19 protein-coding genes are annotated in these 19,198 nt (G+C 64.5%); 13 read left to right on the forward strand and 6 right to left on the reverse strand.

Annotated features, from left to right (window positions below; translation table 11 throughout):
* The first annotated feature begins 59 nt into the window (after positions 1 to 59).
* On the forward strand, positions 60 to 1,256 hold the full coding sequence (locus F0Q04_RS18000; RefSeq protein WP_116924435.1) for a M20 aminoacylase family protein: 1,197 nt from the start codon (positions 60 to 62) through the stop codon (positions 1,254 to 1,256).
* Positions 1,257 to 1,318: 62 nt separating this feature from the next.
* Positions 1,319 to 2,449, forward strand: coding sequence for a TraB/GumN family protein (locus F0Q04_RS18005; RefSeq protein WP_182342732.1), 1,131 nt, complete (start codon positions 1,319 to 1,321; stop codon positions 2,447 to 2,449).
* A gap of 86 nt (positions 2,450 to 2,535) precedes the next feature.
* Here F0Q04_RS18005 and F0Q04_RS18010 read toward each other — a convergent pair whose 3' ends face one another.
* The 3 genes from F0Q04_RS18010 to ylqF form a co-directional block, all read right to left on the reverse strand.
* Complete coding sequence (locus F0Q04_RS18010) at positions 2,536 to 4,509, reverse strand: ATP-binding protein (RefSeq protein ID WP_182342734.1); 1,974 nt, start codon at positions 4,507 to 4,509, stop codon at positions 2,536 to 2,538.
* Positions 4,510 to 4,549: 40 nt separating this feature from the next.
* Positions 4,550 to 4,795: a hypothetical protein gene (locus tag F0Q04_RS18015; protein ID WP_182342736.1), complete on the reverse strand. Its 246-nt coding sequence runs from the start codon at positions 4,793 to 4,795 to the stop codon at positions 4,550 to 4,552.
* 445 nt (positions 4,796 to 5,240) lie between these two features.
* Positions 5,241 to 6,185, reverse strand: coding sequence for a ribosome biogenesis GTPase YlqF (gene ylqF / locus F0Q04_RS18020; RefSeq protein WP_116924437.1), 945 nt, complete (start codon positions 6,183 to 6,185; stop codon positions 5,241 to 5,243).
* 55 nt (positions 6,186 to 6,240) lie between these two features.
* Between ylqF and F0Q04_RS18025 the strand changes: the two genes are divergently transcribed.
* Complete coding sequence (locus F0Q04_RS18025) at positions 6,241 to 6,492, forward strand: hypothetical protein (RefSeq protein WP_021027316.1); 252 nt, start codon at positions 6,241 to 6,243, stop codon at positions 6,490 to 6,492.
* Positions 6,489 to 6,716, forward strand: a complete 228-nt coding sequence (locus tag F0Q04_RS18030; RefSeq protein ID WP_182342738.1) for an oxidoreductase-like domain-containing protein — start codon at positions 6,489 to 6,491, stop codon at positions 6,714 to 6,716. The genes F0Q04_RS18025 and F0Q04_RS18030 overlap by 4 nt, the downstream gene beginning before the upstream one ends.
* A gap of 145 nt (positions 6,717 to 6,861) precedes the next feature.
* Here the strand turns inward: F0Q04_RS18030 and F0Q04_RS18035 are convergent, their stop codons facing one another.
* The 3 genes from F0Q04_RS18035 to F0Q04_RS18045 form a co-directional block, all read right to left on the reverse strand.
* The gene (locus F0Q04_RS18035; protein WP_182342740.1) at positions 6,862 to 9,237 is read right to left on the reverse strand and encodes an FUSC family protein; all 2,376 of its coding nucleotides are present in this window, start codon (positions 9,235 to 9,237) and stop codon (positions 6,862 to 6,864) included.
* 177 nt (positions 9,238 to 9,414) lie between these two features.
* Positions 9,415 to 10,947 carry a glutamate--cysteine ligase gene (gshA, locus tag F0Q04_RS18040; RefSeq protein ID WP_116924440.1) on the reverse strand — a complete coding sequence of 511 codons (1,533 nt, stop codon included), beginning with the start codon at positions 10,945 to 10,947 and terminating at the stop codon, positions 9,415 to 9,417.
* A gap of 226 nt (positions 10,948 to 11,173) precedes the next feature.
* On the reverse strand, positions 11,174 to 12,091 hold the full coding sequence (locus F0Q04_RS18045; RefSeq protein ID WP_182342742.1) for an SDR family NAD(P)-dependent oxidoreductase: 918 nt from the start codon (positions 12,089 to 12,091) through the stop codon (positions 11,174 to 11,176).
* A gap of 370 nt (positions 12,092 to 12,461) precedes the next feature.
* On the opposite strand from F0Q04_RS18045, the gene F0Q04_RS18050 reads away from it, so the two are divergent.
* From F0Q04_RS18050 to tolA, 9 genes are all read left to right on the forward strand, one after another.
* Positions 12,462 to 12,752 (forward strand): 2Fe-2S iron-sulfur cluster-binding protein, encoded by a 291-nt coding sequence (locus tag F0Q04_RS18050; protein WP_116924442.1) that lies wholly within the window; start codon positions 12,462 to 12,464, stop codon positions 12,750 to 12,752.
* Positions 12,753 to 12,884: 132 nt separating this feature from the next.
* The gene (gene ribBA / locus F0Q04_RS18055; RefSeq protein ID WP_182342744.1) at positions 12,885 to 14,006 is read left to right on the forward strand and encodes a bifunctional 3,4-dihydroxy-2-butanone-4-phosphate synthase/GTP cyclohydrolase II; all 1,122 of its coding nucleotides are present in this window, start codon (positions 12,885 to 12,887) and stop codon (positions 14,004 to 14,006) included.
* A gap of 5 nt (positions 14,007 to 14,011) precedes the next feature.
* Entirely contained in the window at positions 14,012 to 14,473 is a 462-nt protein-coding gene (gene ribH / locus F0Q04_RS18060) for a 6,7-dimethyl-8-ribityllumazine synthase (RefSeq protein ID WP_116924444.1), read from the forward strand.
* Positions 14,470 to 15,006 carry a transcription antitermination factor NusB gene (gene nusB / locus F0Q04_RS18065; RefSeq protein ID WP_116924445.1) on the forward strand — a complete coding sequence of 179 codons (537 nt, stop codon included), beginning with the start codon at positions 14,470 to 14,472 and terminating at the stop codon, positions 15,004 to 15,006. Before ribH ends, nusB begins: the two co-directional genes overlap by 4 nt.
* Positions 15,007 to 15,154: 148 nt before the next feature.
* On the forward strand, positions 15,155 to 16,339 hold the full coding sequence (locus F0Q04_RS18070; RefSeq protein WP_116924446.1) for a pyridoxal phosphate-dependent aminotransferase: 1,185 nt from the start codon (positions 15,155 to 15,157) through the stop codon (positions 16,337 to 16,339).
* A 105-nt stretch (positions 16,340 to 16,444) separates the two neighbouring features.
* Entirely contained in the window at positions 16,445 to 16,858 is a 414-nt protein-coding gene (gene ybgC, locus F0Q04_RS18075) for a tol-pal system-associated acyl-CoA thioesterase (RefSeq protein ID WP_116924447.1), read from the forward strand.
* Positions 16,855 to 17,553 (forward strand): protein TolQ, encoded by a 699-nt coding sequence (tolQ, locus tag F0Q04_RS18080; RefSeq protein ID WP_021027305.1) that lies wholly within the window; start codon positions 16,855 to 16,857, stop codon positions 17,551 to 17,553. The genes ybgC and tolQ overlap by 4 nt, the downstream gene beginning before the upstream one ends.
* A gap of 17 nt (positions 17,554 to 17,570) precedes the next feature.
* Positions 17,571 to 18,005 carry an ExbD/TolR family protein gene (locus F0Q04_RS18085; RefSeq protein WP_182342747.1) on the forward strand — a complete coding sequence of 145 codons (435 nt, stop codon included), beginning with the start codon at positions 17,571 to 17,573 and terminating at the stop codon, positions 18,003 to 18,005.
* 11 nt (positions 18,006 to 18,016) lie between these two features.
* A complete protein-coding gene (gene tolA, locus F0Q04_RS18090) occupies positions 18,017 to 19,192 on the forward strand; it encodes a cell envelope integrity protein TolA (RefSeq protein WP_182342749.1) in 1,176 nt (391 codons plus the stop codon).
* The last annotated feature ends 6 nt before the right edge of the window (positions 19,193 to 19,198 follow it).

Consider the following 19,198-nt stretch of genomic DNA (forward strand, 5'->3'; position numbering starts at 1 on the left):
AGGCTTGCAGTTCCGGCATGGCGGTCAGTGGCCGCCTGCACCGACACGAGAGAGAAACCATGTACCTCGACCAAGACAACGCCCCCAACATCAACCAGCTCACTGCATTTCGCCGCGATCTGCACATGCACCCGGAGCTGAAGTACGAAGAAAACCGCACCGCCGACAAGATCGCGGCCTATCTGACGGCGCTGGGCATCCCCATGGTGCGGGGCCTGGGCACCACCGGCATTGTGGCCAGCATTTACGGCCAGGGGCGCGATGCCGCCAACCCCGGGCCTGCCATCGGTATCCGCGCCGACATGGATGCGCTGCCGGTGCAGGAAACCAACCAGTTTGGCCACATCAGCCAGTACCCGGGCCGCATGCATGCCTGCGGCCACGACGGCCACACGACGATGGTGATGGGGGCCGCTGAGCTGCTCGCTGGCCGGCGTGATTTCGATGGCACGGTGCACCTGATCTTTCAACCCGGTGAAGAAGGCGGCGCAGGCGCGCGCGCGATGATGCAGGACGGGCTGTTTACCCAGTTCCCCTGCCAGGCCGTGTTTGCATTGCACAACTGGCCCGCGCTGCCGCAGGGCCAGATGGGGGTGCGCGTGGGGCCCATCATGGCAGCTGCGCTGCGCTTTGAGATTGTGGTGCGTGGCCGGGGCGGCCATGCGGCACTGCCCCATACGACAGTGGACCCGATCCCGGTGGCCTGCTCCATCGTCGGCCAGTTGCAGACCCTGGTCTCGCGCGGCACTGATCCCTTGGATGCTGCGGTGCTGACCGTGGGCAAGATCGAGTCGGGCACGGTGGAGAACATCATCCCGGATGAGGCCCGTATCTACGGCACCTGCCGCAACCTGACGCTGGCCTCGCAGCAGTTCCTGATCGACGGCCTGCACCGGGTCTCCGGCCACATCGCCGAGGCGCATTTTGCCAGCGCCGAAGTGATCATCAAGCCCGGTTACCCCAACACGACCAACCACCGCAAGGAGGCGCTGTTCATGGGCGAGGTGATGCGCGAGATGGTTGGCAACACCAACGCCCACACCGATGTGCTGCCGGCGATGACAGCCGAGGACTTTGGCTTCATGCTCGAAGAAGTACCCGGTGCCTATGGCTGGATCGGCAACGGCTCCGATGGCCAGCCCGGCGTTGGCTTGCACAACCCGGGCTATGATTTCAACGACAACAATATCGCCCTGGGCGCCAAGTTCTGGGATCGCCTGGCACGCCGCTGGTTTGCGACCCAGGCACAGCGCTAAGCGTTAATCGCCGCAAGGGCTCGCATCACCGCAAGCCTTGCGGCCATGATCTGGAGCCCGTTTTGCAGCATTCAGCACCCCTCTCGCTTCTCCCCCACCACCCCGCACGCGGCCTGCGCCTGCTGCCACAGCTGCTGCTGGGCCTGGCCTTGCTCGCTGGCGGCCATGCGGCCCAGGCACGCACGCCTGCAGCCGCGCCAGCACCGCAGCTGGCACCAGCGGATAACCCCTCCTGCCCGGCCCCAGCCGTCAAAGATCCGGCGGTCTACCAGGCGGAATCGCGCAAGCCGCATCCGGACCGGGGCGTGCTGTGGCAACTGCGCAAAGGCGATACGGTCGCCTATCTCTGGGGCAGCATCCATGTGGGCCAGCTGCCCTGGATCTTTCCCGGACCGCGCACCGCACAAGCGCTGCGCGGGGCCCCCGCCATTGCGCTGGAGCTCGACCCGGTGGACCCCGCCACCTTGCAGGCCTTGACCCAGGCGATGCGCGAAGACAATGACCGGCAAAAGCTGGTCATGCGCCAAAACCCCGAGCTGCAGACACGCATGGGTCGCATGGCCTTTGAATCCTGTGTGGACCAGAGCACCTGGCAAACCAATGCCGCCACCCTGGCCCGCCTGATCGCGCTCGGTATGCAGGACATGGCACGCAGCGGCTACCACCCGGCCTACGGCATCGACCTGAACCTGGCGGCCATGGCCCATGCGGTGGGCAAACCGGTGCAGGCCATCGAGACGGCGCAGGAGCAGCTGCTGGCCATGGGCCTGGGTGGCGATGGTGTGCCCGCGCAGCTGGCCACACCCGACGACATCCGCAAGGCGCTCGACGACATCGACAGCGGCAAGAACCGCCAGGTCGCCCAGAAATTGGCCGAGTATTGGGAAAGCGGTGACCTGGCTGCGCTGGAGCAGCTGATGCAGACCTGCCAATGCCTGGGCGATGTGGGCATGCAAGCGGCCCTGCTCGATACGCGCAACCAGCGCATGGCCGAGCGGCTGCCGGCCATGATGGCGGCCCAACCGCAGCTTTTCATCGCCGTGGGCCTGCTGCACATGGTGGGCGACAACAACCTGCTGCAATTGCTGCAAAAGCAGGGCTTTACGGTGCGGCAGCTGACCGGCAAGGGCGCAGAGGCTGCAGCCGCTGCCAGCAGCGCAGTGCCTGCAAGCACGCCCGCCAAGGCTCAGTAGCTGTAATGGGCGCCATCCGCGCCCATAAAAAAACGCCGCCTGTTTTGCAACAGGCGGCGTAAAAAGTAGCTGAACAGCTCGCGCACTCAGGCCATGCGCGGGCGCTGGTCGTGCTTGGCCAGCATATCGGCATAGGGCTCCAGCACCCATTTTTGTTCAGCCGCATCCGGGATCTGCGCCGCACTGGCCTGCACCACCTGGCCATGCTCGGCACACAGCTGCGCCATTGCGGCCGGGCTGATCAGACCCTCGCGCAGCAGCAAGGCGGTCATCGCCATCAGCAAGGCGTTGTGCTGCACCAGCAGGTCCTGCGCACGCAGCATCTGCGCTTGCAGCAAGGCTTCGATACCGGCATTGCTGGGCCCCACCTCGGTATTGGTGTTGTCGCCAGGCTCCTGGGCCACATCGGTGCGCGACAGACGCGCACCAAAGCCCAGGTGGCGCAGGTAGCGCGCCGCATCCGCCGTGGCCTGCCGGATATCCTGCTCGGCGCCGGTGGTACAGGCTTCCTGGCCAAACACATGGCGCTCGGCCGCGCGGCCGGCCAGGCCCACGCAGACCATGTCCAGCATATTGCGCCGCGATGTCGCCTGCAGCTCGGTAAAGCTGTTGTAGCCGCCTTCGAAAGTCGCAATATTGATCTTGAGCTCCTGCGGCGTGCGGCCAAACAGCAGCGCATAGACCAGGCCGTGCCCGGCCTCATGCACCGCCAGCAGCGCGCGAAAATCCGCGCTGGTGCGCTGCTTGACCTTGTTCAGATCCAGCGGAACCGCAAAGCACTGCTGCATCACCTCTGGCGCACCTGGCAGTGGCAGTTGCACCTGCAGCTGCGCCGCGCCAGCGGCCATCTGCACCTGCAATGGCTGGCCGGCCTGCGCGCCCTGCTCCAGCGCCCACAGCGCTGCATCGACCAACGCACTCGACAAGATCGTGTGCACCGACGAGAACAGCGGCCGCGTGCCCTGAGTGGGGAACACCGCGTTCTGGTAGATCTGCGCGAGCACATCGCTGCCGATGACAAAGCGCAGACCGCAATTGGCTTCAAGCCCCTGCACATAGTGCTGCACCGTCGTCGCAATCAGCTGCTCGTAGGCCGAGCGGCTGAACGACGGGTAGATCACATGCTGGTTGCCCAGCCGGGCAATCTGCTCGGGCTTGAAGCGCTCGGCCAAGGCGCGCTTGACATCGATCAGCGACAGGCGGCTTGTGAGCCGGTGGAAAATGTCGGCATCGGTGTCGCAGTCCTCGACGCGGCTGGCCGTCTCCGTGTACATCTCGTCGAGATTGCCACAGACAAAGACCAGCAGCCGGCTGTAATCGGTCTCCCAGGATTGCTGGGAGCTGCGAAACTGGAGCAGCAGCTGGTGAATGTAGTCATTGCTCCACTGCATGATGTCCAGCAAGGGCGCATCGAGCTTCAAGCTGCGCTTGAGTGCCTGCGCGTCCCAGGCATCGATCTTGTAGCGCATCTGCTGCTTTTTACGCCGCTCCTGCGCGTCGTCTTCTTCGGCCCGCTCGGCGTCATAGAGCGCGTCCGCCAGCTTGCGCTCGATGCTGTGCAGCTCCGACAAGGCAGGCGGCAGCTTGCCATCCGATAACAAGGCCCAGACATCCTGGAAGCGCTCGACCTTGCTGTCATCGCCCCGGCTGCTCACGGTGCGGTAACGCTGGAACTCATCGAGCACCAGGATGCCGGGCGCGCCTTCCACCAGCCCCGCACTCTCGAGCGTGCCGGAGATGGTCGATGCGCCATAGCTGTCACCGTTCTGGCTGAAGCCGTCCATCTGGACTTCGACAAAGCGATCATAAAAACCCAGCAGCTGCGCCAGGCGGCGCGTCAGCTGGGTCTTGCCCGTGCCTGTCAATCCCCACAGGCACACAATCACAGGGCGGGTAATGAGCTGGGGCATCACGTACCAGGCGCGCACGGCGCCCATCACACGGTCAATCACGTCATCAATACCGATCAATTCGGTTTTCAGCTGGGCCGCAATGGCCTGCAGGTTTTGCTGACGCTCATGCATCTGTACGCGAAGCAATAGCTCCGGGGAGGTTTTCATTTCTTTCATGTTGTGCTGTCTTTTCATCCAGCGCAGCCGCTCAATCCCCATGGTCGGCTTTGCGGGTCATCTGTTGCAAGGCCATCCGGTCGGCACGGCGCTGGGCGCCTTGGCTGCGAATGTGCTTGCCCGCAGCGCCGGACAGACGCCGCTGGGCCATGGCTTTGGCAACAGGGTTGAAAGGAGTGGAATCGGCCACGATCAGCAACGCAATAGGTTGCTTCATGCGGCGCAAAGCCTTGACCCGGCCCTCTTCAAAGGCACGGGAAACCGTTTTTGCACTCATCTGTGCGGTTCCTCAGGGGCCTGGCGCGCCTATGGCCTGACGGCGGGCGCAGCAAAACCCCGAAACAAAAAGCCCCGGCGAAGTAGCCAGGGCTTTTGTCGATCCCGGCTGCAGTGGTGCAGGCGGCGATCTGGGCCAAGGCTAAACCATATGAACATGGTTTAGCCGGGGCAGAAACCGTGTTCAGTGGAGAGGGTTGAACATGAAACAGGACATAGCAAAAACTCCCAATGGTGCGCTGCAGAAGGTCATTCGTTGCTGCAGCGATAAGAAGACGAAGGGTGAACTATAGCGGTTATTTCTCAAGAATGCAAGGACCATATATCGCTTGTTGCATAAAAGCCCACAGCAACCGCTGGCTTTGGCCGCTTTTGAGCGGCTTTGTGCGCATAAAAGGCAGCAACCTGCCAGCAGCGCCCCAGCCAGCGCGAGCCTGCCGCGCAGATCAGTAGCGCTTGCGCCCTGCCTTGCGGTGTTTGGCGTGTTCTGCCTTCTTGGCTTGCTGCAAGGCCTCGGCCGCCTCGCCAGCCGCCCGCCATTGCTCAAACTCTGCCGGCGTCTCGACGGTGATGCGGCCCAGCATCTGGGTGCGAAAGTCGGTGATCAGCAGCTCAGCGGCCTTTTGCATGTTGATGCGCCCGCCGCCCATCACTGCGCCGCGCTTCTTGCCAATCAAGGTCAGCAGCTCGTCATCGCTCAGCGCAGCGATGTCCGCATCTTCGAGCCCCAGCTTGTAGCGCTCGTCCAGCTGGCGCGGGTAGTGCTTTTGCAGGTACAGCAGCAGCTCCAGCGCCACCAGCTCGTCGTCATAGGCATTGCGCCCCACCGATCCGCAGGCCGCCAGGTTGTAGCCCGACTCGGGCACGATGATCTTGGGCCAGAGCATGCCGGGCGTGTCCCAGAGGTAGAAATCATCGGCCAGCACAATGCGCTGCTCGTCCTTGGTCACACCGGCCTCGTCGCCGGCCTTGGCCTGGCCTTTGCCGCTCATGCTGTTGATCAGGGTGGACTTGCCCACATTGGGCACGCCGCAGATCAGCACCCGCATGGGCTTGGCCAGGCCGCCGCGCCCGGGTGCCAGCTGGCGACAGGCTTCCACCAGGCGCTTGGCCGGGGCCGGCTCGCTGGCATCGAGCGGCAGGGCCTTGGTCTCGTGCTGGGCCTCATACCAGGCCACCCACAGCGCCGTGCGGCTGGCATCGGCCATGTCCTGCTTGTTGATGATCTTGAGCGTGGGCTTGTGGCCGGTCAGCTCCGTCAGCGCCGGGTTGGCACTCGATCCAGGCATGCGTGCATCGAGCACCTCGATGACCACATCGATGTCTTTGATGCGCTCGGCAATCAGCTTGCGCGTCAGGTGCATATGCCCGGGGAACCATTGGATACTCATACTCTTGCTTTCGGGGGGAATGGCAGGCAGGCGTGCTGTGCCGGATAATGCTGCCATGTCTTCTTTATCTCAACGCCAGTGGGATGCGCAGCGCAAATCCGATCAGGACCTGCTCATCAAAGGCATCATCTTGGTCTTGATAGGGCTGGTGATTGTGGTCTCGCCCTATGTCGCTCAGGGCGATATTGTGCAGGGAGTTTTCGCCAAGGCCCCGGCAGTGGGTTGGTTTTCCCTGGTATTGGGCGCGGCTTTTGTGCTGCGCTTTGGCCTGCGCCGCAAAGCCGTGCCACCCCGTCCCGAGCAGTGAACGCTGCCGTCCTCCGCCTCCAGCCGCTGGCCAGCCTGCGCGAGGCGCGCCAGTGCTTTGCCGCGCTGCAGGCCAGCGCCAGCGCCCGCCAGATCAGCCTGCGCGAGCCCCCAGCCGCGCCCACCACCTGCTGCGGCCGGGGCTGCAATGGCTGCGTCTGGGAAGGTTTTTTTGCCGCGGCAATGTACTGGCAGGAATGCGCACTCGAGGCGCTGCAGTCCTAAGAGTCGCTAACACAACCCTTGATACGTCGTTGCCGAGCCTTGTCGCACTACTGTACTGCCTGCGGCTCGGCGCCTAGTCTCAACCGCAAACCTTCGGTTTGCTGGGTCGTGTTAGCGACTCTAAGCCCTCCATCATTTTTCACGCTCAAGTGGACTGCGCCTGAACCGGATCTGCTTGCACCGGCGGCAAGGTCTCCTCGCGCGCTAGCAACTGGCGGATCTGCACGGCATCCTGCTGCAGCTGGCCGGCCAGAATGCGTGCCGTGGCCAGGCGCCGCATCAGCCAGGGAATGAGCTGGTCGCGGTCTTCCGGGCCTGGCACGCGCTCGGGAGCGGGCATCTTGGCGGGGCGCTGGGCCTCGGCATCGCCAGCGGCCGGCAACGGCGGCGCCTGCAGCAGGCAGGCATCGATGGTGGCAGCGGTGTCCTGGAGCTGCTGCACCGCAAACGGCGACGGCGTCTGGCCCCGGCGCATCATCAGCATGATCTTGACCGAAGACATCTGGCCCAGCAGCTGGTAGCAATGGGCCTGGAACAGCTCGAGCGCCTGCAGCGGCGGCTGCACGGCACGCGGCTCTTTCAGTGAGCGGTCAACGGCCTGGATCAGCGCGGACAGGCTGTCATAGGCTTCGCGCCGCGCCAGGCGCCAGGCCAGCTCGGGGGCGTTGTCCACGGCCTGCAATTGGTCCACCGCCAGCGACGTGCTGGCATGCGCGGCCTGCGCTTTGAGCACCCGCTGCACGAGCGCGGGCAACTGGGAACGCTCCCAGGACGGCAGCACATAGGCAAAGGCCCAGGCAATGCCGGTGCCGATCAAGGTATCGACCACGCGCTCGAACATATGGAAGGTGGTGCTGCCTCCGGCATGCAGCATATGCGCCTGCACCAGGCCCAGCACCGTGGCGCCCATCGCGGTGAACAGGTAGCGGCGCAGCGCAAAGCCGTGCGCGACGCCCTGGGCCAGCGTCAGGCACAGAATCAAACCCAGCGGCGACAGATGCGCCGACAAGATGGCCAGCGCCGCCACGCAGCCCAGCAAGGTGCCCAGCACCCGCACTGTGCGCCGCTCCAGGGTCTGCGCCAGGCTGCCGCGCAGCACCACCACAATCGTCAGCAGCACCCAGTAGGCATGGGCATTCCAGGGAAGGACCTGCACCACCAGGTAGCCCACCGCAATGGCCAGCGCCGCGCGGATCGCATGGCGCAGCGGAGGCGCATCCCAGCTCATCAGGCCCTTGAATGGCGTCCAGGACCAGGCCGTCGGGCTGACAAACATCTGCCAGCTCGCGCGCACCACGGCCAGATCGGGCTCGACCTCGTCGCGGCCCAGGCCGATCAAGCGGTTGACCTCTTCATGGATGCGCACAATGCGCTCGCTCAGCTCGCGTGACAGTGCCTGGGGCGAGACGTCCGTGTCGTAGTGGTCAGGCAGCGATTCTTCGAGCCGCTGCGCGGGCAGCTTGCTGGCCATCTGCATGGGGCGCAGCAAGGCGTCAAGATTGCTCATCGCGCGGGGCTTGCGGCCCAGCAGCAGGCTGTCGGCCAGGTGCACCACCTCCATCGCCAGGGCACGCAGCATGGCCTGCTGGGCCAGCAGCATCGGCGCCTGCTCGGGCGACTTGCGCAAATGCTCCAGGTCCAGCTCGCAGGCGAGCAGGTGGTCGCGGATCTCCAGCATCTGCATCAGCATGCCGGCCAGGCGTTGGCGGCGCGGCGTGCGCGGGCTCTCCAGCACAATGTCGCGGGCCGCCTGCAGCTGGTCGGCAAAGGCTGCGTGCCGGGCCATCAGCTGGCCCATGTGCTGCTGGGGCTGGCCTGAACGCGAGAATTTGCCAAAATTGCGGTCGGCCAGGTTGTCGCCATAGGCCTCGCCATCGACCGACTCCCCTTCCAGCCCGACATGGCGGGCCGCCTCGGGCAGCACCATGCGCGCCTGCTCCAGCATGAGGGCAGCGAGCGACAGCACGGTATCGGCGATGAACTGCACGCGGTAGCGGAAATTGAGCAAGGTGTTGGCGATGACCGCATACACCAGGAACATGCCCGCGCCAATGCTGAAGAACATCGTCGATTCGGCCGCTGCGGCCAGCAGCTGCCCCTCGGCCGGCTTGGGCACCGACATGCCCAGCACCATGGCCAGCACCACCGCAATGGCAATGGGCGCGCCGCGCTTGCCCCAGGCCATCCACAAAAAGCCCAGAAAAGTGGACAACACGGCCACCAGGCCCAGCAGCACCAGGTGCTGGTGCATCAGCTGCACCATGAAAAACAGCGGCGCCCCCAGCAAGGGGGCAGGCAGCATGCGCCAGAACTTGCCCCGGCGCGGCGCAGGGTTGTCTACCACGATGGTGACGATGACCCCGACCGAGGCCGCCGCCGCATGCTGCGTGCCCCAGATCAGCTGCACCAGCGTGGTTACGAGAAAGAGGCCCAGCGCCACTTCCAGCCCGTTGAGCACATAGTGGTTGAGCAGGCCACGCTTGAACGTGCGCCAGCTGCGGTCGGAAGAGAAGTGCGCCATGGCAGAACAATACGAGAAATCAACACCCAAAGATGTCGGACAAATGATAGCCAACGTGGACAGCTATCAAAACAGAAGCGCAAAGCTTCTTGCAAACGCTTGCATTCTGCCCCCGACCGCTGCGGCGTGCCAGCAACAAAAAAGCCCGCAGCAGCGGGCTCTAGGGCACGAGGTCTATCAAGACACGACCAGGTGTTCGGGAGACATATAGCACTGGCGCCATTCTTCGAACGGCACCGTGTCCGCCGCTTCCATGTCCTTTTGCGCCTTGATCGACTCGGCCGCACGCTGCTGGTACTTGGCCGTCAGCGCATCGCTCCAGGGGCGGGCGAGGGTCTGCTCGCGGGCCCATTGCGACTGGGCGGCGCCAAAGGCCTTGAACGAGGTGCCAAACTGCCCGCTGACCGCCGCCAGCACCTGGGCCGATGGAGTTTGCTCCGGGTGGGCCAGCAGATGCTGGGATTGCTGGAGCGCCTGGCTGTAGTCCTGCGTGCCATGGGCCTGGTCCAGCGCCGCCGCAATGGGCTGGCAGGCTTGCAGCACCTCTTGGGCCCAGTCGGTCAGCAGCACTTCCTGGCCCTGGCGCTGCAGGGTCAGGCCCGGCTCGCGGCCGCGCTCGGCCACCATGTGCTGGTTGTGCTTCATCTCGGCGATTTCAGCGGGCGAATCGGGCGGGCTGTCGCTCAGCAGGCAGTGCAGCAAGAAGACATCGAGCAAGCGCATCGTCGGGGCCGAGATGCCCATGCTGTCAAACGGATTGATGTCCATCAAGCGCACTTCAACATACTCGACGCCGCGCTCGCGCAGCGCATGCAGCGGGCGCTCGCCGCGCTGCACCGTGCGCTTGGGGCGGATGGTGCCGTAGAACTCGTTTTCGATCTGCAGCAGGCTCGTGCCCAGCTGGTTGTACTCGCCGCCCGGGTTGATCACACCCACTTTTTCATAGGCTGGATACGGCTGGGTCAAGGCGCCATAGAGCGAATCGGCATAGCCCTTGAGGTCGTTGTAGCTGACGCTGATCGAGGCCTGGGCATCGCTTTGGTAGCCCAGGCGCCCCATGCGCAGCGAGGTTGCGTGGGGCAGGTGCAGGGCGCCCTGGCCATCACCCAGCGGCTGCAGCTGGTGCGGGCGGCCCTGCACAAAGCAAGGACAGAGCACGGGCGATGCGCCAAAGAGATAAAGCAGCAAGAAGGCTTCGCGGCGGAAATTGCGGATCAGACCAAAATAGGCCTCGCTGCTCACCCCTGGCATCGACCAGTTGTAGTGGATGCCCGAGATGGTCTGCATGCGCCGGCCATAGCGGTGGCCCAGGCCCATGCGGTAGATGCTTTTGGAGCGGCCAATGTGCGAGGTGCCATAGCGCCCCAGCGGAATGGTCTCGTCCGAAGGCAGCGAGCAAGGCATGCTCGAGATCCACAGCCGCTCGTCATTGGCCTGCAGGACCTGGTAGACGTACTGGTGCACCTCGGAAAGTTCATCGAGGCAGGCCTGCACGCCCTGGTGCACGCCGGTGATGATCTCGATCTGCGACTCGCTGAAATCGGTAGTGATACTGCTGTGCGTCAGCGCCGAGCCCAAAGCGGCCGGATGCGGCGTCAGGGCCAGCGCACCCTCGTCGTTCACGCGCAGGCCTTCTTTCTCGATGCCTCGCCCAATGCCCAGCAGGCGCTGGGTGCCAATGGCATCAATGCGTTCTTGGATATGGTTCATCTGCGTTGTTCTTGTCTAAGCCGGGCTGCACGATAGCAGGTTGCCCGGCGACTGGCAGAGTATTGCACGCTCAGCCTGACCGGGCTTCGGGATTTAGCCCGATAGCCGCAGCACACCTTGGTAAGAACGTGTAGCGATCGCCCGCGCTGTTGTTTTCTGTACTGCAATAAAGCCCGGCCCCGGGGCACCGGGGGATCAGACCAACCACCCAACGCGGGCCGGCGCCTTAGTGCAGCTTTTGCTGCGCCTTGCGGATTTCCAGGTCGCCCTGCACAAAACCGTTGTCCGGCACGATATCGCCCCGGCGGTCGGTCAGCTCGGCCCATTGCTGGGCCAGGTGGGCATCCATCTCGTCCACCGGTACGCTGTCAGCACTCAGGTGCAGCCCGCGCGTCATTGTGATGTGCGCAGCCTCGAAGCTGCCGGCCCCGGCGCAGACGATGGCCCGCGTCGGCGCGCTCTCGTGCACCAGCGCCAGCATGGCCGGGCTCACCAGCTCGGGCCGCAGTGCGCGCAGCATCTCGGGCGCCAGCAGGCCATCGGTCATGCGCGTGGCGGCCGTGGGCGCGAGCGCATTCACATGGATGTTGTACTTGGCCCCTTCCAGCGCCAGGGTCTGCATCAGGCCCACCAGCGCCATCTTGGCGGCGGCATAGTTGCTCTGGCCAAAGTTGCCAAACAGGCCCGATGACGAGGTCGTCACCAGAATGCGGCCGTAGTGGGTCGCCTGCATAAAGGGCCACACGGCCTTGCAGCAGTGCACGCTGCCCATCAGATGCACTTCCAGCACGGCGCGGAAGTCGTCCATCTCCATCTTGGCAAAGCTCTTGTCGCGCAAGGTACCGGCATTGTTGACCAGCACATCGACCTGGCCCCAGCGCTCGACCACCTGGGCCACCATGGCCTGCACCGCCGGCCAGTCGGTCACCGAGGCATGGCTGGCCATGGCAACGCCGCCCAGCGCCTCGATCTCGCGCACCACCTTCTCGGCCGCTGACGAGTTGCCCTGCCCGTCCACCGCGCCGCCCGGGTCATTGACCAGCACCTTGGCCCCGCGCCGGGCCAGCGCCAACGCATGTTCACGCCCCAGCCCGCCGCCGGCCCCCGTCACAATCGCTACCTTGTCGCTGAAATCCAAACCCATACGTTCGCACCTTTACACCATGCGGGCGCTTGTGCCGCCCAATGTTGGAAGAGGCTTGCAGCCCCGGATGCATTCGCACTGTACGTGTTCACATTTGCTTTGCGCGCCGCTTGGGCGACAGACGCGGGGGCGACAATGCAGGCCAGCGGCCAGCGGTGCGCTAGGGTTATCCCGAAAATGGCTGAACAACCATGTGGATAACTGCGCATCGCGGGCCATTTAACCCGCTAAGCCCATGTTTTTATTAGCCGCGTGTTACATTGCCCGCAATTTCAGCAAAACTGGCCTCATCCTTGCTATCCAGCATCAGTGCTTACCACACTTAGCTGGGCAGCTATGGTTTTGATATGGCCTATAGGATCCACACCCCATGCCCATCACCCCCGAGCTCTACAACGCCCAGATCGACAACGAAGATATCCAGGTCGATGCCTGGGCAGACACGCCGCTGCTGCAGTCGCTGGAAGAAGGCGGTGTGGACTGGCCCAGCTCCTGCCGCAATGGCACCTGCCGCACCTGTGTGGGTCGATTGAAATCGGGCAGTGTGCACTACGAGATCGAATGGCCCGGGCTCAGCGCCGAGGACAAGGAAGCGGGCTGCATCCTGCCCTGCGTGGCCTATCCGGATGGCAATGTGGTGCTGATGCGTGGCGAGTATTGACCCGCTGCGCCAGTCCCCAGAAGCGCCAAAGCCGCCCAGCCGGGGAGCAGCTGGTCTAAAATTGGGGTTTTTACTGTCTCACGCGCCGCAGATCTGCGCGCAGACACGACACAAGTTCTTTAAAGGCATTCCATGAGCAGCCCCCTGACCCCTGCGCCGATCTCTGCGGTGGAGGACATTGTTGCCGAGATGCGCGCTGGCCGCATGGTCGTTCTGGTCGATGAAGCCGACCGCGAGAACGAAGGTGATCTGGTGCTGGCCTCCGACCATGTCACACCGGAAGCCATCAACTTCATGGCCAAGTGGGGCCGGGGCCTCATCTGCCTGACCCTGACCCGCGAGCGCTGCGAGCGCCTGCAGCTGCGCCAGATGACCGCCAACAATGGCGCCCCGCTGTCCACCGCTTTCACCGTCTCGATCGAGGCGGCCGAAGGCGTGACCACCGGCATCTCTGCCGCAGACCGCGCCCGCACCGTGCAGGCCGCGGTGGCCGCCAATGCCCAGGCCAGCGACCTGGTGCAGCCCGGCCATATCTTCCCGCTGCAGGCGGTGGATGGCGGCGTGCTGATGCGCGCGGGTCACACCGAAGCCGGTTGCGACCTGGCGCGCCTGGCGGGCTGCTCGCCCTCTTCCGTCATCTGCGAAGTGATGAAGGACGACGGTACCATGGCCCGCCTGCCCGATCTGCAGCTGTTCTGCGCCGAGCACGGCATCAAGATCGGCACTATTGCCGACCTGATCGAATACCGCAGCCGCCACGAATCGCTGGTCGAGCGCATCAGCAGCCGCCCGCTGCAGACGGCGCATGGCGAATTCACCGCCCACCTCTACCAGGACCATGCCAGCCACGCGGTGCACATGGCCCTGGTCAAGGGCAGCGTGCAGACGGTCAGCGATGTACCCGTGCGCGTGCACGAGCCGCTGTCGGTGATGGACCTGCTCGAGAGCGGCCGCGCGATGCACAGCTGGACCCTGGACGCGAGCCTGGCCTATTTGCAGCAGCAAAACTGCGGCGTGGCCGTGCTGCTCAACTGCAATGAAAGCGCCTCCCAGCTGATCCGCCAGTTCGACGGCAAGGCACGCGCTGCGCAAGCGCCCGAGCGCGGCCGCATGGACCTGCGCACCTATGGCATCGGTGCCCAGATCCTGCGCGACTGTGGCGTGCAGAAGATGCGCCTGCTGGGCGCGCCCCGCCGCCTGCCCAGCATGGCCGGCTACGGGCTTGAGATCACCGGATACATCAACAAGGAATAAGCAGCATGTTTGGAGCAGAAAAAGGCAGTGCCATCAACCTGGATGGCAGCGCGCTTGCCATCGGCATTGTGCAGGCCCGGTTCAACGAAAGCATCACCGACAGCCTGGCCCAGGCCTGCCTGCAGGAGCTGGACGCCATGGGCGTGCAAGCCGAGAACATCCGCCATGTCAAAGTGCCCGGCGCACTCGAAGTGCCCGTGGCACTGCAGGCCATGGCCGAATCCGAAGAATTCGACGCGCTGATTGCGCTGGGCTGCATCATCCGCGGCGAAACCTACCACTTTGAACTGGTGGCCAACGAATCGGGCGCTGGCGTCACCCGCATCGGCCTGGATTTCCAGATCCCCGTGGCCAACGCCATCCTCACCACTGAAAACGAAGCCCAGGCCATCGCCCGCCAGATCGACAAGGGGCGCGATGCCGCCATCGTCGCTGTCGAGATGGCCAATCTGCTGAAAACACTATGAACGAAAACGACCAGAGCGACTCTTCCTCCAGCCAGCGCCCTCCGCGCCAGGCCCGCAAGGGTCTGACCTCCACCGGCGCGCGCAAGGCCGCCTCCAAGTCCACCCGCAGCCGCTCGCGTGAGTTCGCGCTGCAGGCGCTCTACCAGTACATCCTGAGCGGCAACAGCGCCACCGAGATCGACCTGTTCACGCGCGATCTGGCGGGCTTTCACAAGGCCGATGCTGCCCACTACGACGCACTGCTGCACGGATGCATCGAGGCGGCCGAGCAGCTCAATGCGCAGATCCTGCCCCATCTGGACCGCAAGATGGAAGAGATCTCGCCCATCGAGCATGCCTGCATGTGGATTGGCGTCTATGAATTCCAGCACTGCCTGGATGTGCCATGGCGCGTGGTCATCAACGAAAGTATCGAGCTGGCCAAGGAATTTGGCGGCACCGACGGCTACAAGTATGTGAACGCCGTGCTCAACGCGCTGGCCCCAAGCTTGCGCGCCGCCGAAGTGACTGCTGACCGCAACAACGCGGCCTGATCGCCCTGACCACCGATGCCCATGCCTGCGCGCTGGCATCGGTTTTTCTAAGGGCTTAGCCGCTGCCAGTTATACTTTTGATAGCACACTCCGTGCTTGCCCATATGCCGCCAACGCTGTGGGAGCCCTCTGATCCAAGCTGAAGACCATGAAAATCGCCACCCGAGCCGAGCGCATTGAGCCGTTTTATGTGATGGAGGTCGCCAAGGCCGCCCAGGCACTGGCGGCCCAGGTGGCGGGCAGCGCGGAGCCGATGATCTTCCTGAACATCGGCGAGCCGGACTTCACCGCACCGCAGCTGGTGCAGCAGGCCGCCGAGCGCGCCATTGGCGAAGGCCGCACGCAGTACACCCCGGCGCTGGGCATCGAGCCCTTGCGCCAGGCGCTGTCCGACTGGTACAAGCAGCGCTTTGGCATCGATGTGCCGGCGCGCCGCATCGTCATCACCGCCGGCGCATCGGCTGCCTTGCAGCTCGTGTGCCTGTCGCTGATCGATGCCGGCGACGAGATCCTGATGCCCGACCCCAGCTACCCCTGCAACCGCCACTTTGTCAGCGCAGCAGAAGGCCAGGCGGTGCTGCTGCCCACGACGGCCGAGGAGCGCTTTCAGCTGAGCGCCGACAAGGTGCAGGCCGCCTGGGGCGACAAGACCCGTGGCGTGCTGCTGGCCTCGCCCTCCAACCCCACGGGCAGCTCGATTGCGCCGCAGGAGCTGCGCCGCATCCACGAGGTGGTCAAGGCCCGCGACGGCCTGACCATCATCGACGAGATCTACTTGGGCCTGTCCTATGACGAGGCCTTTGGCCAGACTGCGCTCGCGATCGATGACAACATCATCTCGATCAACAGCTTCAGCAAGTACTTCAACATGACCGGCTGGCGCCTGGGCTGGGCCGTGGTGCCCGAGGCCCTGGTGCCGGTGATCGAGCGCGTGGCGCAGAACCTGTTCATCTGCGCCAGCACGATTGCGCAACACGCAGCGCTGGCCTGTTTTGCGCCCGAGAGCATTGCCGAGTACGAGCGCCGCCGCGCCGAGTTCAAGGCCCGGCGCGATTACTTCATCCCCGCGCTCGAAGCGCTGGGCCTGCCGGTGCCGGTCGCGCCCGATGGCGCTTTCTACGCCTGGGCCGATTGCACGCAGGCGGCCAAGAAGCTGGGCGTGGAAGGCTCCTGGGACTTTGCCTATGCGGTGATGGAGCGGGCCCACCTGGCCATCACGCCGGGGCGCGACTTTGGCAGCCATGACACCGGCCGCTTCGTGCGCTTTTCGACCGCCAACTCGATGGAGCAGCTGCAAGAGGCCATTGCCCGGCTGCGCAAGCTGCTGGCCTGATGATGCAGACCGCTGCGCCTTGCCCACTGCCAGTCGCCCCGCAAGGGGTGCGGCGCAGCGCCACCTTTCAGCCACGCTATAAAGCCCCTTTGAAAGGCGATAGCCATGGCCTTTGAGTTTCCGATCCGCATGTACTGGGAGGACACCGATGCCGGCGGCATCGTGTTCTACGCGAACTACCTCAAGTTCATGGAGCGGGGCCGCACCGAATGGCTGCGCTCACTGGGACTGGAGCAGCAGCGCCTGCGCGAGCAGGTGGGCGGCATGTTTGTGGTCAGCGAAGCCCATATCAAATATTTACAACCTGCACGTCTGGACGATGAACTCATCGTGACGGCAGCGCTCCAAGAAGCGGGGCGCGCTTCGATGCAGATCGCGCAGCGCGTGCTCTTAAAACAGAAGCAACCAACAGATACACCTCAACTGCTGTGTGAGGGCACAATCCGTATCGGCTGGGTCGATGCCCTCAGCATGCGCCCGGCAAGAATTCCTCAATCCCTGATCCAAACCATCTCATGAATTCCCAAGAAATGTCCATTGCGAGCCTGGTCTTGCACGCCAGCTGGGTGGTGCAACTCGTGATGCTGATCCTGGTGGCCGCCTCGGTCGCCTGCTGGGCCACGATCCTGCGCAAGGTCGGCATGCTCAAAGCCATCAAGAACAAGAATGAGAGCTTCGAGAGCGACTTCTGGTCCGGCTCCAGCCTCAACGAGCTCTACCAGAACGCGATGCACAACGTCAAAGCCTGCGGCCCGATGGAACGCATCTTTGCCAGCGGCATGCGCGAGTACCAGAAACTGCGCGAGCGCCACATCACCAACCCCGACACCCTGCTCGACGGCACCCGCCGCGCGATGCGTGCGAGCTTCCAGCGCGAGATGGACGAGATCGAATCGGGCCTGTCGCTGCTGGGCACCATCGGCTCGGTCTCCCCGTATGTCGGTCTGTTCGGCACGGTCTGGGGCGTGATGCACGCCTTCACCGGCTTTGCCAGCATGGAACAGATCACCCTGGCCACCGTCGCGCCCGGCATTGCCGAAGCGCTGGTGGCCACGGCCATGGGCCTGTTCGCGGCGATTCCCGCCGTGACTGCCTACAACCGCTTCTCCAGCGGCATTGACCGCATCGCCAGCCAGCAAGAAACCTTCATTGAAGAGTTCTCCAACATCTTGCAGCGCAACCTGGGTGCCCAGCCGCTGCACGCTGCGCACTAAATACAAAGGAAACAGCCATGCCGGCCGTCGCCTCTCGCGGAAAACGCAACCGCCGCACCGTCAACGAGATCAACATGGTGCCCTTCATCGACGTGATGCTGGTGCTGCTGATCATCTTCATGGTCACCGCCCCCATGCTCACGCCGGGCGCCATCAACCTGCCCAAGGCAGGCAAGAGCGAGCGCCCGTCCACCAAGAACATCGCCCATGTGCTGCTGGACAAGGACGGCTCGATCCAGCTCAAGACCGGCAATGTCACGCAGGCCGTGGCCGCGGGCGACCTGGCCGACCGGGCCAAGGCCTGGCAAGCGGACAACCCGCCTGAGGACAGCGCCATGCTCATCGTGGCGGACAAGGACCTGGCCTACCAGAAGGTGATCGATGCCATGTCGACCTTGCAGAAGGCCGGTGTCAAACGTGTCGCCCTGCAAGTGGCTGGTGGCAGCCAATAAGAAGAGTGCCCATGTCTCCTCGTCAAGAGCGCGATCAGCTTGCCCCTCCCAAACCTCCGTCACGGACCAAGTCCTGGACCGTGGCGGCTGCGGCCCACTTGCTGGTGGTCGTCGCCCTGCTGTGGACCGTGCGCAACCCGCGCGACAGCGACCAGCCCTCGGTCGAAGCCGAGCTGTGGGCGCCCACCAATGAGCAGGCCGCGCCTGCGCCGCTGACGCCGCCCCCACCTCCCCCGCCCGTGGCACCGCCGCCGCCCGCCCCGGTTCCGCCACCTCCGCCCCCCGCGCCCGCCCCGGCCGTGACCACGCCCAAGCCCGTGGCGGCCGTGCAGGATGACGACGACCGCGAGTCCGAGATTGCCCTGCGCAAGAAAAAGGAGCAGGAAGCCAAGCAGCGCGAGCAAAAGGAGCGTGAGCTGGCCCAGCGCAAGGAAGCCGAGCGCAAGAAGCAAGCCGAGCAGGACAAGAAGGATCGCCTGGAAGAGGAGCGCCAGGAACGCCTGCAAAAGGAAAAGGATGCCCGCGAAAAGGCCGAGAAGGCGGAGAAGGACCGCAAGGAAGCCGACCGCAAGAAGCAGGCCGAGCAGGACAAGAAGGACCGCCTGCAAAAGGAAAAGGACGCCCGGGAAAAAGCCGAGAAGGACAAGGCCGAGCGCGAGAAGGCCGAGAAAGCCAAGGCAGAAGCCGACGCCAAGGCCAAGGCCAAGGCCGCTGCAGATGCGAAAGCCAAAGCAGCAGCGGACGCCAAGGCCAAGGCCGCTGCTGACGCCAAAGCCAAGGCAGCAGCAGATGCCAAGGCCGCCGAAGCCCAGCGCCAGGCCAATATCGCCCGCATGGCCGGTATGGCAGGCGCTGCAGGTGCGGCCGGCAGCAGCCAGGGTGGCACGCCATCGGGCAGCGCCTCTGGCCAAGGCGGCCCATCGGCCGGCTATGGCGGCAAGGTCGCTGCCAAGGTGCGCCCCAACATCACCTTCCCTGATGACATCCAGGGCAACCCGCGTGCCGAGCTGGAAGTGCGCGCTGCCCCCGATGGCACCATCGTGGGCGTGCGCGTCACCAAGTCCAGCGGCAACAAGGCCTGGGACGATGCCGTTGTCCGCGCAATGCACAAGACCGAGACCTTGCCGCGCGACACCGATGGCCGCGTGCCGTCGAGCCTGGTCATTGGCTTCCGCCCCAAGGACTGAAGACCC

This window comes from Comamonas koreensis (assembly GCF_014076495.1).
Taxonomy (GTDB): domain Bacteria; phylum Pseudomonadota; class Gammaproteobacteria; order Burkholderiales; family Burkholderiaceae_C; genus Comamonas; species Comamonas squillarum.